Here is a 15,328-nt window from a genome sequence, read left to right on the forward strand (position 1 = left end):
CCCATATATTTTCTAAAAGCTGCTCTTTTGTAAAAACTATATTTGAATTTGATGCTAAGAATACTAATAATTCATATTCTTTTGTGGTCATTACTACTTCTTTTCCATCTACATATACCTTATGAGAATCTCTATGAATTTCTAACCCTTTTATGCTTATAATTTCATGGTTTGACTTTTTCCCCATAAGTCTTTCATACCTTAAAATATGTGATTTCACCCTTGCTACAAGTTCATTTGGACTAAAAGGCTTTGTTAAATAATCATCTGCCCCATATCCAAGTCCCTTTATTTTATCTATATCCTCTGTTCTTGCTGAAACTATTATTATTGGGACTTCAAAGCTTTTTCTTATTTCTTTTACAATTTCAAAACCACTTTTATTTGGTAACATTAAATCTATTACTATTAAATCATATATTCCAAGCATTGCTTTTTTAAGACCAATTATTCCATCATTAACTACTTCAACAATGTATCCATTCATCTCTAAATAATCTTTTTCAAGCTCTGCTATATTTAAGTCATCTTCTATTATAAGAATCTTATTTTCCATCATCTTCACTCTCCTTATATATGGGAAGCTTTATTGTAAAACTTGTTCCTACATTTACTTCACTACTTACATAAATCTCTCCCTTATGTGCATCTATAATTTCTTTTGTTATTGCAAGACCAAGCCCTGTGCTGTTAAAATCTTTTGTTCTTTCTTTATCTACTCTGTAAAATCTTTTAAAAATTTTACTTACTTCCTCTTTTTCTATTCCATATCCATTGTCTGCAATAAGGATATATACATTATCTAAATCATTATAAAGACTTATCTCCATTTCCAAATCATCTTTACCTCTTCCATATTTAATTCCATTATCTAAAATATTCCTTAAAGCTCTATAAAGCCTTTTTCCATCAATATTTACATAAGTATCTTCTGAAACATCAAATGCATAATTACATTTTATTTTTTTCTCTTCTAATATAAAATAAAATTCCTCAACAATATCCTCTAAGTATAGTTTAATATTTGTTTTACTAAAAATAAACTCTATCTTTTGCATATCAAGCTTTGAAAACAAGAATAAATCATCAATCAATCTATTCATATATTCCCCATTGCTTTTTATAACCTTTAAATAATTTTCAATATTCTCTTCTTTAACAACACCCTCTAAAAGCCCTTCAACATATCCATTTATACTTGTAATTGGAGTCTTTAAATCATGACTTATATTTGTTATTAATGCTTTTCTATTTTCCTCATATTCCTTTTTTATTTTTTCTCCTTCTTCAAGCCTTTCTGCCATTTTATTAAACTCTTTTGTTAAAAGTCCAACCTCATTTTTTTCAGTTGACTTAAGCCTTACTGTATAATCACCCTCTGCAATTTTTCTAACACCTTGCTGAAGCTTTGCCATTGGAGTTATAAACCTTTTCTCCATTCTTGAAATCATATAAATTATTGTAATTTCATTTAATAATAAGATTACAACAATTACTACAGTTGCTATTTTAAATCCAATAATCTTTAATAAAAATAATATTATAACTAATGTAATAATAAGAGTTACATTTTTAAAAATTCTTATATATTTACTTAAAAAGAAAAGTTCATTTATTCTTCTATGAATATTTCTTCTATCATCATGCATAATTTGATTATGTCTTTTCATTCCCTCATGCATTTTTTTATAATGATGATGTTCTCTATGCTCCTTCATATTTTCCCTCCTTGTTAAATTCTAAATCAAGTCTAATTTATCTTAACATAAAAAATAAGCCATATCTTTGATATAGCCTATTTCCCTTAATGTATTCTAGTAACTTAAACTTACACTGGCATTTATGCTTTTGCTTCCAGTTCCTTTAACTTCTACATTTGTTATTTCAAAGTCTTTATTTACAGTTAATCTTAATATAACTTTATCACATTCACCCTTACATAATTCATTAAATACAGCATGCTTAATTTTAAACATTTCTTTTAAATCTTCACATTCAATGTCTTCAATTTTACATCCTTTACCTTCCATGTTTTTATGCATTTCTTTCATTTTTTCAATCTTCTTCATTAAGATATCTTTAATATCAACTTCAATAACTTTTTCATTATCATTTTCAGTAAGTTCCATATCATTTAATACTTTAAATAATACTTCTAACTTAGCAAATTTATTTCCTCTTCTTCTGCATCCTTCTCCATGATGATGGTGGTGATGATGACCTTTCATTTTTTCAAAGTCTAAGTCCTTTTTAATTTGCTTATTTACTTGTAATTCTTCTGTATTAACCATTATGTTTGCATCAATACTCATTTTTTTATTTTCTATATCCTTGCAGAAATTATTACTTCCCTTTAAGAATTCACCATCTGAGTTTTCTCCAACTACTGATACACTACCTTTAATAAGAGTTTTCTCCTTCATAATTTTTGACATTCTATATAATACTTCTAATTTGTTCATTTTACATTCCTCCTAAGAATTTGTTTTTGTTCTTTCCTATGAGTTTATTATAAAATGCATATATAAAAATCTAATAATCTAATTATAAAAAAAGTATAAAATCTTCTAAATTAAATCTAAAATTCATCATTATATTTCTTTATAAATATAATTTCTAATACAGTTTTTAATAAGAATATTCCTAATATAAGGAGTACTAACCATAGTGGATAATCTAAAATAATAAACAGATATGCAACTCCAAGTATTAGCCATGTTGTTATATTTCCTGCTTTTGCTGCTGCTTTTGTTCTTATTAGATTACTTCTTTCATCTTTAAGTTCTATTTGCATTTCTTTCTGTTTACTTGGATTTTCTTTATAATATTTATGTTGGCGAATTACTCCAAAGTATCCACCCATAACTCCACATCCTAAGGCTCCAACTATACCTCCTATTCTCTCAATCATATCATTTTGTGACGTAGCTGATATTAAAAACCCACCTATAGCCATTATCACTCCTATAATACATAATTTTTTTGCACCCTTTTTGCTTACCATATCTTACTCCTCCTCATAAATAAATATATCTTCTATTGATAGATTAAAGTATCTTGCAATTTTAAATGCAAGAATAATTGAAGGATTATACCTTCCTTTTTCCAATGAACTAATAGTTTGTCTTGATACTTCTAGTACACTTGCTAACTCTTCTTGTGTTATTTCTTTTTCTTTTCTTATTTCTTCTAATCTATTATTCATATCTCCTCCATGTAAAGCTTACTTTCCATATACATATATTACCACCCAGCTTTTCCAATGTCAAGTTTACTTTACATTCATTTTTAAAAAAATTTTAAGGTTCTTTTTTATCTTTGGGGAAATAGAATAATTAACATATTAGAAAAGGGCATCTGAAAATGCCCTTTTGTTGTATACTTATTTTTTTATACCCATACTTGAGTAAGAATCACTTTTAATTGTACTTGGGTTATATTTTCTATTCTCTTTTCATTTCTAATACTATGTAATGAGATTTTTCTTCTGCCTTAATTTTAATGTCTTCTTCTACAATTTCTAAAGCATCTTTTTCATTTAAGTGAACAGCATTTATATCTCCTGCACCTTCAATTTGAACTAAGTACGCCTGTCTTCCTGCTGCCACTTTAAATTCAATTTCTTTTTCTTTATCTAATTCTAATACGTAGATATTTACATCTTGGTTTATTTTTATTTGTGCATCTCCATCTTTTCCTGAAACTATATTAAGCCATTTGTTTTCTCTTAAGCTCCAATCAAATTTAAAGTCTCCATAGTTTGGTGTATATCCTTTTTTATCTGGGTAAATCCAAATTTGTAAAAGTCTTAGCATTTCATTTCCATAGTTATGTTCACTATGCAGTACTCCTGTTCCTGCACTCATATACTGAACATTTCCACGTCCAAGACTTTTCTTGTTTCCCATGCTATCCCCATGAGTTATTTCTCCTGAAACAATATATGAAACAATCTCCATATTTTCATGTGGATGTGTGTCAAATCCTGTTCCTACTTCAACTAAATCATCATTTAATACTCTAAGCTTTCCAAAATTTAAATTGTAAGGATTCCAGTATTCTGCAAATGAGAAGTGAAATGAACTTCTAAGCCATCCTAAATTACTTTTTCCCATATCTTTATTGTCTACTTTTCTTAACATAATCTTACACTCCTTTATCACTAATTAGTGATATTTATTCAAAAAAATTTTCTTTTTTTATTTTCTTAATTTTAAACCTATTTTTATTAGCATTTTCTTTTCTTCATCTGTAAGAACTGAAAAAATATTATTTATATTTTCAACATGCTTTGGAAACATATCTTCAATTATTTTTCTTCCCTTTTCAGTTATACTAATAAAAACTGCTCTTCTATCCTCTGCATCTACACGCTTTTGAACAAGCCCATCTTTTTCCAAATTTTTTATAACAACAGTAATGTTTCCTGAAGTTCCTAAAACTTTTTCAATAATATCACATATTTTTAAATCACCTTTGTGATATAAAACTTCTAAAACACCAAACTGTGATACAGTAAGTCCACTCTCCTTTATAGTTACATATTCCTTTTGATGAACCCTTTGCTCTGCTCTTGTTAATGCTATTAATGCTTTTAAATTTAAATTATTATTTATATCAAATTTGTTTTCCATATATTCAATTTATCACTAACTAGTGATAATGTCAAATAAAAAAACTGCAATTAAACCTTAGACTTCAATTGCAGTTTTTCTTTTAAATTATTCTTCTTGCATTTGTGTATGGATATAAATTCATTATAGTTACTGTTGTTCCTGTATGTGGTGCTACTAGAATTTGTCCATTCCCAATATATATTGCTACATGGTATGCAGGCTCTCCCCAAAATACTAAATCTCCTGGCTCTAAGTCTCCTGGTGCAACTGGCACACCACATTGTTGTTGTGCTTCTGTTGTTCTTGGAAGATTTATTCCATTATGTGCAAAAACATATTGTACAAGTCCTGAGCAATCAAATCCACTTGGACTTTCTCCACCCCACTCATATGGTGTTCCTATAAATTGTTCTCCATAATTAATTATTTGATTTATCTTTTGTGCTGGTGTTACTTCTTGTTGTAAATTCCATTCTCTTTCTGTTGCTACTCTATCTGATGGAACCCATGCTTCTCCACCTTGATAATCAAGCCTATCCCATCCATTAGATTCACCAATTACTTTCACTTTTGTTCCATTATTTAATATGGTGATTATACTTGAACCCCACTGCGGATTAGTTAATATATCAGTATATCCTAAATCTTTAAAATCTATAATTCCCTCTCTCACATCTTCACTTCCATATAAAGTGTTAACTCTAGATTTCATTATCCATGAAGTTTGATTATTAGATTCTATCTCATACCAATTTCCACTTTCTCCAATTATATTAACGTTTGTTCCATTATAAAGAGTTGCTACATAATCTGATTGCCAGCTTGGTCCACTTACTACATAAGTGTATCCTAGGTCATCAAACCTTACTGTTCCCGTTCCAAGTACAGGCTTATGGCAGGTGTTAACTCTATCCTTTAGTACCCACGCTTCTCCACCATCATATTTTATTTGATACCAATTACCCTCTTCTCCAATTATATCAACATTTGTTCCATTATTTAAAGTTGTTATATGCCCTGAATACCAAGATGGTCCTGTCATTATATCAGTATAACTTAGCTCATTAAAGTTAATAACTCCTGTGTTAATTAAGCTTGTCCCCATTAAAGTATTTACTCTAGATTTCATTATCCATGCATTTCTATTTCCACACTCTATTTCATACCAGCCTCCACTTTCTCCTACTATATTAACATTCTCCCCATTATAAAGAGTAGCTACATAGTCAGATTGCCAGCTTGGTCCACTTACTACATAAGTATAATCCAAGTCTTCAAATCTTACTGTTCCTGTTCCAAGTACCTCTTGATGAGATGTATTAACTCTATCCTTTAGTACCCAAGCTTCTCCACCATCATATTTTATTTGATACCAGTTATCTTCTTCTCCAATTATCTCAACATTTGTTCCATTATTTAAAGTAGTTATGTGTCCCGAATACCAAGATGGTCCTGTCATTATATCTGTGTAATTTAACTGACTAAAATCAATAACCCCTGTGTTGATTCTACTTGTCCCCATTAAAGTGTTAACCCTAGATTTCATTATCCAAGCATTTTTATCTCCACACTGTATTTCGTACCAGCCTCCACTTTCTCCAACTATATTTACATTTGTTCCATTATAAAGAGTGGCTACATAGTTTGATTGCCAGCTTGGTCCACTAACTACATAAGTATAAGCTAAATCTTCAAATCTTACAGTTCCTGTTCCTAATACTTTTTCCTTTAAAGTATTAGCTTTGTTTTTCCTTCCCCCTGTTTTGATTGTTTTAACATTTGAACTTGAATTGCTCACATGTTGCACAGAGTCTGCAAAAGTTGCCATGCTAGGTGCTGAAGCCATAAATGTTGCCCCAATCCCAAGTAATATTGCTAATTTTTTTGCTTTCATTTTATCAATCCTTTGTTTATTATTCATCAAGAAAATTTCAAATTTTCTAAATCAAAATAGGCATAGCTTGTAGTGTTTTTCTACAAACTATTTCCATTTTTCTTATCTTTATTTTATTATATTTAAAAATTTTTTTCAATTCTTCCTTTTTTTGAGTATTTTTCTACAATTCTTCACCATTAGATTCTATAACTTTCTTATACCAATTAAAGCTTTTCTTTTTCATTCTCTTTAATGTTCCATTTCCTTCATCATCCTTGTCCACATATATAAAGCCATATCTTTTTGACATTTCTCCTGTACCAGCACTTACTAAATCAATAGGTCCCCATGTTGTATAACCTAAAAGCTCTACTCCATCTAAAGTAACTGCATCTTTCATCTCTTTTATATGCTTTCTTAGATAATCTATTCTATAATCATCTTCAATTTCACCATTTTCATTTATAACATCTTTTGCACCTAGTCCATTTTCAACTATAAACAAAGGCTTTTCATATCTATCATAAATATGATTTAAAGTTATTCTTAACCCTAATGGGTCAATTGGCCAACCCCACTCACTTTCTTCAAGATAAGGATTCTTAGCAGAACTAAAGATATTACCCTTTGTCTCTTCATCCTTTTCAGCCTTTGCACAACGACTGTTATAATATGATAATGATATAAAATCAACAGTATTTTCTCTTAAAATTTCTAAATCCCCATCTTCCATAACAGGCATTATGTTTTCTCTTTCCATCTTCTTAACTGCATAATTTGGATATTTCCCTCTTGATTGAACATCTATAAAGAAATAATTTTCTCTATCTAAACAAGTCGCTTCCCATACATCCTTTGGATTTGGACTATATGGATAAACTGAACCTGCAGCAAGCATACATCCAACCTTATTTTCTTTATCTACTTCATGAGCTATCTTAGTTGCCATAGCACTTGCTACTAATTCATGATGAGCTGCTTGATATTTTATCTTTTCTATATTTTCACCTTCTTCAAAATAAAGACCCGCTCCCATAAACGGTGCATGAAGAATCATATTTATTTCATTAAAAGTAAGCCAATACTTTACAAGACCCTTATATCTTCTAAAAATTACATTACATAAATTTTCATAGAATTTAATCATCTTACGATTACGCCATCCACCATAATTCTTTATTAAATAAATGGGGCAATCAAAGTGAGTAATTGTAACTAAAGGCTCAATTCCATATTTCTTGCATTCATTAAAGACATCCTCATAAAACTGAAGACCCTTTTCATTTGGAGTCTTTTCATCACCATTTGGGAAAATCCTACTCCAAGCAATACTCATTCTATAAACCTTGAAGCCCATCTCACTAAAAAGCTTTATATCTTCCTTAAAGTTATGATACATATCAATAGCTTCCTTTGCAGGATAAAAATGATTATCATCAAAATCAAGCATCTTTATCTTTCCAGTTATAACACCAATTCTATCCTTCCCAGCAGGACAAACATCTACATTAGCAATCCCTCTAGAATCCTCATTATATCCACCTTCACATTGGTTTGCAGCAGTAGCTCCACCCCATAAAAAATCTTTACTAAATCCCATTCTCTTCTCTCCTTTTTCCTTATTTATCTATTTAATTATACAACTTTTTACAATTATAACAAAGCATTGTCCTTAAACAAAAAAATTCTCTAAAACCTAAGTTCTAGAGAATTTTTTTCTTATAAATCTTCAGTACAAATATGCTCTTCTAATACTGGTTTTGCTTTTGCCTTTAAGCAGAAACATAATAATATTATTCCTATAATAGCTCCTACTATTAACACAACAAATACAGCTCCCCAACCAAAATGTTGAGCGATTATTCCAATACCTGTGTCTGCTGTTGTTTCTCCAATTACATATGCACATATTCCTGCAAATCCAATTGAACCTGCTGCTGCAAATTTTGGAACAACATCAATCATAGCCGTTGAAACTAAAAGTTGTGGTATATAAATTGCACCACCCATAATAGCTATTGCTATCATAACTAAAGTTTCATTAGTTGATTTATAGTATATAATAAGTCCTATTATAAGAACAGCTAACCCCAAAATTGATAAAGGTGCTCTTCTTCCTTTGAAATATTTATCTGACATCCATCCTGCAAGTAATGTTATAGGAATTGCTGTTATTTCAAATAAAAATAATCCAAGTCCTAATGCATCTGTATTAAAATGCTTTACTCTTTCAAGATATATAGGAATCCAGTTTTCAATTCCCTCTCTTAGAAGGTATACAAAAACATTTGATAAAGCAAAAAGCCATACATATTTATTTCCTATAATATAGTACTTGAAAATTTGAAAAGCGGTTAAATTACTTCTTTCCACAGTTTGTTTTTTATCTTTAACTTCAACTTTTTTATATTCTTCTATAGTTGGAAGTCCTTTAGAACTTGGTGAATCTGCTCCAAATATCAAAACTAAAAATGCAACAATAATACAAATAATAGCTGGTATATGGAATATTGTTTGATAATGTGCAACACCAAATAGCATAATACATAAGGCTCCAATTGGCCCTATTAATGCTCCTCCAAGGTTACAAGATGTATTCCATCCTGCAAAAGTAATTCCACGTTCTTCTTTACTAAACCATTTACTAATAACTAATGTTGAAGCTGGTGCTCCCATAGACTGGAATACTCCATTTACAATCATAAGTATAATAAACGACATAACACTACCTGCAATACTTCCCATCAATATACTTATTATTGATGAACCAAGTAATCCAAGCCCTATAAACTTTTTAACATTACCCTTATTTTCTACATTTCCTATAAATAATTTAAATACTCCATAAGAAATTGCAAGGGCTGTATTTATATAACCTACATCCTCTAATGAAAAATGTAAATCATGCATTATATATGGCGATGCTATAACAAAGTTCTTTCTAACTAAGTAATAACACATATATCCTATAAATATCATTAAGAAAACTCTTACTCTATCTCTTCTAAAAACTTTATTTACCTTATCTTTTGGCACCTTCACCGCTGCTGGTGGCGCTGCCTTTAAAAAATCTGTAATAAACAACTAATACACCTCAAATTTAATTTTAAATTAATAGCTATTAAACCGTTTTCGAAAACTATCATTATTATATCAAAGCTCCCATTAATGACAACATCCCATACCCTATAACCCCTTATATATGTACATACAGTTATTTACCACATTTATGATTAATTTGCATTATTAACTCCCCGTTTATATTCTTCTCTTATTTTCCTATATTTCTAATTTTATTAATAAAGTTTTTTTTATTCCCTAATTAGAAATTTTATTCATATTTTTAAGTTACATAATCAAAATTTTTATTTCATTTTATTTAACTTTATTAACTCACTAATAATTACTTAAAAGTAATCGTACACATTCTATTATATTTTCTACTATTCTTCTATTAATTTATTTCTAATTATTCAAATTACATTTTTTTCCATCATGTTTATTAAATAAAATTTTTATGAATTGTTTATTTTTTGTAAATTAACATAAAAGCCTAATCAGAACCGCTTCTAATTAGACTTTTCTTAAGCTATTTTTTAAATCTATTATTTGTATTCATATAAATTACTCCACCTAATGCAACAGCTATAGATAAAATTGATACAACAACTGATATTACATTAAAATCTCCTATTTCAAATATCTTGCATACTGGCAAAACAAGTTGAATAAGTGCAAGTACTCCTAAAAATTTCGCCATAAATTTAAAGAATCTTTTTTTATCATACTTGTCTTGCTCATATTTCTCCATAGTATTATAACCTGCAATTAGAAAGCCACCCTTCCCACTTCCTATTAATATTGCAAGTGCCCCTAATAAAGCAGGTGCTAAAAACAAAAGTATATTTTCCATATATCCTTCCTCCAATTTATCCCTTTTCTTTATTATATCCAATTCCATCCATATATACAAGATATTTATTACCTTTTTATAAGTTTTTATTAATCTTTTAGTTGTGTGAATATAAGCTTAAAATCCAACTTCCATCTAACTCCTATTCTTCGAAATTTACTATAAAACAGTATAACTAGAGGCTTCAAGCCAACAAATCGCTTTTTTAAATTTCTAAAACCTTAATGAAACCACTAACTCTAGGCTTTTATAGAACGTAAAATTTTATACTTTCCTGGACTTAAAAACCGATTATCGCCACGCTCACTTCATATCAACATATTGTATTCTAAACTCCACCTTGAGCATTGATATTAGTTATTTTTACTGTTTTAAATTTCATATGTTCCTATAGAAAAAAACTCGCCTAAGCGAGTTTTCTCAATAATTTTTAATTTTTAACTTTTAATTCCTAATTCATATCCGCCATAATTTTTTGGTCTTTTTCATCTAAATTAAATACTTTCCAACAGATTAATGAAACTACCCATACTATTATAAATAATCCAACTAAGGCAAATCCCATTTTTCCAAAGTCTAAATTTTGTAACCATCCAAAGAATCCTGTATCTAAATGACGTTCCATTCCTATAATTTGTAATACTTCTATAATTCCTATAATTCCTGCTGCGACAATTGAAAGAATTGTTATTGTCATGTTGTAGTACATCTTTTTTAATGGTGATGTTAAAACCCATTGATATGCAGTTGACATAAAGAATCCATCTAATGTATCCATAAGACACATACCTGCTGTAAATAAAATTGGAAATGCTATTACTGCTGTCCATGGAATTCCTTGTGCTGTTGCTGTTGCTGATGTAGCAAGAACAGCTATTTGTGTCGCTGTATCAAATCCAAGTCCAAATAAAAATCCTATAAGATATATGTGCCAATTTTTATTAGCTATGTTAAGTATATGATTTATTGTACGATTTATTTTATTTGTATTTGGTCTTTCAAGACTTTCTTCAACATATGTACCATTTTTCATTTGTCTAAATGTTTTTACTATGTCTTTTAATATAATAAAGTTTGCAAAAGCAAGTAATAATAAAAATACTGCTGATATAATTGTTCCTATAACTCCACCAACTGCTTGGAATGATGGTATAGCCTTCTTTGCCCAGTTAACTGCAAAAATTGTTGCAATTCCCATAAGCATAACTACAGTTGAATGTCCTAAAGAAAAGAAAAATCCTGCTCCCCTAGTCTTTCCACCTCTTTGTACCATTTTACGAGTCATATTATCTATACAAGCTATATGATCACAATCAAATGCATGAGCTAATCCAAAAGTTAATGAAATTACTCCCATTCCTAAAAGTGTTGGGTATTTAAAAACTCCTGTTGCTAAGAAAAATCCTCCACACAAGAATAAAAAAACAATAAATGCACCATATTTTATGGCATCCACTTTCCAACTTACACTACTATTACGCATAATCTTCCACCTTTTAATTTTATTTATCAAAATAAAATCTTCTAAGACATATACTATTCTATTTTCTAAAAGCTTTTAAGAAACAAAATATAAAAATTTATTTTGATTTCTAAAGTCATTATACATACTTCATTTTCAAAATATCATACTTTTGTTTAAATATTATAAAATATTTCCTTTTTAGAAATATCATACTTTCTAAATTAACATTTTACATTTTATATACTTTTTTAGTACTTTAGACTTTTAAATTCCCATTTTTAAATTCAAATTACTTCTAAACCTTATTTTAAGGTAATAGTTTTCTCCTTATATTTTATATAATATACATAACTAATGGTTTAAATTCCCTCTAAAGGGGTTTAAAGTATTAAATTAATTTAATATCCATTTAGTATTTTATACCTTTTTTTGATTATTTTTCAGTTATTCCTCTTATTTAATGTACTTTCTTTTAAAAAAATCATTTTCGTATTCACATTTTTTGAAAAAACTTCTCATTAAAAAGCCAATCTTTATCATTTATCCTTTTTGTTTTATATTTTTTAACTATTGCTTCTATTGATTTTTTTTATCATTTATGATTTTAAAAGAGAAAAAACTGTTTAGACTTAAATCTAAACAGTTTTTTTCATTAACATTATTTATCGTTTATTTCTTTTTGTATTTTTTCTAATATAAGCTTGTTTCTTTCTTCAATAAATTCCTCATAATTTTCTATTTCCCATAGTCTTTTATCTTTAGGAATTAAATGTAGCTCTAAATATTTTTCATCTTTATCTTTAAACCATTCTACTGGCAATTTATTTCCTTTAGCTCCACTTTTATTTTCATCAAAAGATAAAAGCATACAGTTTCCTATCTTATTTATATCATCATTCCTGTATCTTTGAACCTTTCTTCCCTTGCTTCCTTTTATCTTTACATTTTTAAGTTCTGATTGTGGGAAGATGTGGTCTATGTTTGGTTTGTTTCCATCAAAGCTTGGATTAAAGTTAAAGTTTTTATACCATATATTAAATACAAGGTATAGCTTTCTCTTTATATTATCTGTTTTGTATCCAAGCCCTAAGATAACATCTTCTGTTATTTCTAAAACTCTATTTTTATTTTTGAATACTGTTTTTAAGCTTTCAAAATCTATCCCCTTATTTTCTTCTATATCCTTTATAGTTAAATCAACTATTGCATCCGAACTTCCACTATATACTCCTGCAAGCATTATCTTGGCAAGCCATATATCTAATCCATTTTTCATAGCTTCCTCAAAGCTTTTAGGATAATGATATTTTAAGTATACAAGAGGAATTAAGGGGGTATACGCACTAAGGGTTTTATCACATCTTAAATAAGTTTTTTCAAATATAAAATCTTTTACACACTTAATTGCATTACTTATTTCATCCCAATTTTCATCAATTTTCTTTAGATTATCATTTGACCTAAATTTTGAAACATCGTACTTTGCCCCTGCACCAATTATGCATAAGCACATTTTTAATACTACATCCCTTGTAAAATTATATCCTGCACTATTTAAATCTTTTATAAGCTCCTCAAGTCTTTCCTCAATTTCTTCAATATTTGCAGTAAGTAATGCAAATAAAAGGTCACTTTTTTCAAGGGTTGTCCCACCTGAATTTGCACGTATAAAAATCTCTACAATATCATTTTCCTTATAAATATCTTCATTATCTACACTATCAAGCTCTTGATAAGAAATTATCTCTTGCCTTGAAAAAACATCATTCATTTCCACTACAGTTTCTTCTATTAAATCCTTCTTATCTTCATCTAAAAGGATTCCTTTATCTTTTAAATCCTTAATAAGCTTTCTGCTAAATTCACGTACCTTTGTACAATTTACAATATCCTTAACTTTAACCATTCCATCCTTAGCTTTTTCCTCTTCAAGAAAAATAAAATCATACTTATACTCAGACTCTTCATCTGCTTCATACAATAAATTTATATATAATTCCTTTTTATCGTACCTTCCCTTTAAGGCAATATACATACTTTGAAGCCTTTGTTGCCCATCTAAAACAAGTAACTTCTGCTCCTCATTTACAGCCTCATAATTAGAAATAACACTCATCCCAGTATTAAATTCACTTACAAACCTTCTAAACTTAACCTTTTGATTAGTCTTCCAAATCATTAATGTTCCAATTGGATAACCCCTCATAATAGAATCAAAAAGCTTTATTATCTGCTCCTCACTCCACACAAAATTCCTCTGAATATTAGGAAGCCAAAATCCACCTTGCTCTATAGGATTATTTATATAGCTCATAATCTTCCGTACAGTTCCACTTAAATTCTTCATCTAAATCCCCTAAATAATTACTTTACTCTATTATACTTAAGGAAGAATAAATCTATTCATAAATTTACTCAAGAAAAGGACATACCCAATCTTCAGTATGTCCTTTCCCATTTCTTATATAATATTCTTTATTTTCTTAATAACAAAACCATCTTCAAATTCCATTGCCACATATGCAACCTCTTCAACTACAATAGCCTGTTCTTCTTTAATACTCTCCAAATCTATTTTACTTTTAATCTTCTCTATTTCTTCATTAGACAATTCTCTATGAAATGTAACCATACAATCTCTCCACCTTTTTTAATTTTACTCTTACATAATTATGCAATTTACAAGCTAATTATAACAACATATAGAAATCCTAAACAATATCCACTAGCATACCCAAACCAGCTCATATATCGCTTTTTAATAAAATCCATATTTCTAAAACTGCTTAACTTAAATGCAACTAACATTAAAGCTATTCCTACTAATATAGGTATTATCATTTCAAAATTAATAGTTTTCTCTAAAATATCAATCTGCAAAAACATTAGCATATGTATTATTATTACTCCTAATAATGTTTTATCAAATAAACTCCTCACCCTTCTCACTCCCTCCTATATACCATATAAAATCATTATATAGTATTGGGAATTTATTCTAAAGAAAATATTTTTTTAAAACACTTTTATTTAGTCTTAATATCCCTACCCTAATTATTTTTAAACAACTCTTTAGAAAATTCACTTTCATTAAAGCTATAACTTGCATCTAAATAAATTCCATCTTCTTTATTTAATTCTATTATCAACCTTTGGTCTCCATGTGTATTGTGTGGATCTCCTGACCCTTCTAATTGTAGATTTACTTCCTCTTGTTCTATTTCAAATTCTGGATAAGCCTTCTTTATCCTATTTAAATTTTCATCATCTTCTAACAATTTATACTTTATACCATACAATGGAACTTCCTTATTATAATAAGTTTTTTGTACTTCTAATGTAGAAAGATACTTTCTATCTATTGATACAACTTCAAACAAAAGCTTAAATTTATCAAATTTATTTATAACATCCTCATCTTTTATCTCTTCTATAAAATGAATTCCTTTTTCATTATA

16 protein-coding genes are annotated in these 15,328 nt (G+C 28.6%); all 16 read right to left on the minus strand.

Going from position 1 to position 15,328, the window contains the following annotated elements:
• On the minus strand, positions 1-556 hold a 556-nt coding region (locus ACRC28_RS15875; RefSeq protein ID WP_438544418.1), incomplete at its 3' end, for a response regulator transcription factor.
• On the minus strand, positions 546-1,718 hold the full coding sequence (locus ACRC28_RS15880; protein WP_438544419.1) for a sensor histidine kinase: 1,173 nt from the start codon (positions 1,716-1,718) through the stop codon (positions 546-548). The genes ACRC28_RS15875 and ACRC28_RS15880, both read right to left, overlap by 11 nt.
• 96 nt (positions 1,719-1,814) lie before the next feature.
• Positions 1,815-2,462, minus strand: coding sequence for a hypothetical protein (locus ACRC28_RS15885; protein WP_438544420.1), 648 nt, complete (start codon positions 2,460-2,462; stop codon positions 1,815-1,817).
• Positions 2,463-2,578: 116 nt separating this feature from the next.
• Positions 2,579-3,004 (minus strand): hypothetical protein, encoded by a 426-nt coding sequence (locus ACRC28_RS15890; protein ID WP_438544421.1) that lies wholly within the window; start codon positions 3,002-3,004, stop codon positions 2,579-2,581.
• A 3-nt stretch (positions 3,005-3,007) separates the two neighbouring features.
• The gene (locus ACRC28_RS15895) at positions 3,008-3,205 is read right to left on the minus strand and encodes a helix-turn-helix transcriptional regulator (RefSeq protein ID WP_438544422.1); all 198 of its coding nucleotides are present in this window, start codon (positions 3,203-3,205) and stop codon (positions 3,008-3,010) included.
• Between the two features lie 238 nt (positions 3,206-3,443).
• Positions 3,444-4,142, minus strand: a complete 699-nt coding sequence (locus ACRC28_RS15900) for a pirin family protein (RefSeq protein WP_438544423.1) — start codon at positions 4,140-4,142, stop codon at positions 3,444-3,446.
• A gap of 57 nt (positions 4,143-4,199) precedes the next feature.
• Positions 4,200-4,634, minus strand: coding sequence for a MarR family winged helix-turn-helix transcriptional regulator (locus tag ACRC28_RS15905; protein WP_438544424.1), 435 nt, complete (start codon positions 4,632-4,634; stop codon positions 4,200-4,202).
• A gap of 82 nt (positions 4,635-4,716) precedes the next feature.
• Positions 4,717-6,537, minus strand: a complete 1,821-nt coding sequence (locus ACRC28_RS15910; RefSeq protein WP_438544425.1) for a C40 family peptidase — start codon at positions 6,535-6,537, stop codon at positions 4,717-4,719.
• A gap of 136 nt (positions 6,538-6,673) precedes the next feature.
• Positions 6,674-8,092, minus strand: coding sequence for a 6-phospho-beta-glucosidase (locus ACRC28_RS15915; RefSeq protein ID WP_438544426.1), 1,419 nt, complete (start codon positions 8,090-8,092; stop codon positions 6,674-6,676).
• A 119-nt stretch (positions 8,093-8,211) separates the two neighbouring features.
• A complete protein-coding gene (locus ACRC28_RS15920; RefSeq protein WP_438544427.1) occupies positions 8,212-9,576 on the minus strand; it encodes an MFS transporter in 1,365 nt (454 codons plus the stop codon).
• A gap of 505 nt (positions 9,577-10,081) precedes the next feature.
• Complete coding sequence (locus ACRC28_RS15925; RefSeq protein ID WP_438544428.1) at positions 10,082-10,405, minus strand: DUF3784 domain-containing protein; 324 nt, start codon at positions 10,403-10,405, stop codon at positions 10,082-10,084.
• 451 nt (positions 10,406-10,856) lie between these two features.
• Positions 10,857-11,888, minus strand: a complete 1,032-nt coding sequence (locus ACRC28_RS15930) for a HoxN/HupN/NixA family nickel/cobalt transporter (RefSeq protein ID WP_438544429.1) — start codon at positions 11,886-11,888, stop codon at positions 10,857-10,859.
• A 640-nt stretch (positions 11,889-12,528) separates the two neighbouring features.
• The gene (locus ACRC28_RS15935; RefSeq protein WP_438544430.1) at positions 12,529-14,217 is read right to left on the minus strand and encodes a GmrSD restriction endonuclease domain-containing protein; all 1,689 of its coding nucleotides are present in this window, start codon (positions 14,215-14,217) and stop codon (positions 12,529-12,531) included.
• A 114-nt stretch (positions 14,218-14,331) separates the two neighbouring features.
• Positions 14,332-14,502, minus strand: a complete 171-nt coding sequence (locus ACRC28_RS15940) for a hypothetical protein (RefSeq protein ID WP_438544431.1) — start codon at positions 14,500-14,502, stop codon at positions 14,332-14,334.
• Between the two features lie 47 nt (positions 14,503-14,549).
• Entirely contained in the window at positions 14,550-14,810 is a 261-nt protein-coding gene (locus tag ACRC28_RS15945) for a hypothetical protein (RefSeq protein ID WP_438544432.1), read from the minus strand.
• A gap of 110 nt (positions 14,811-14,920) precedes the next feature.
• A partial coding sequence (locus ACRC28_RS15950; protein ID WP_438544433.1) for a Csa1 family protein occupies positions 14,921-15,328 on the minus strand: 408 nt, incomplete at its 5' end.

This window comes from Clostridium sp. (assembly GCF_051650885.1).
Lineage (GTDB): Bacteria > Bacillota > Clostridia > Clostridiales > Clostridiaceae > Clostridium.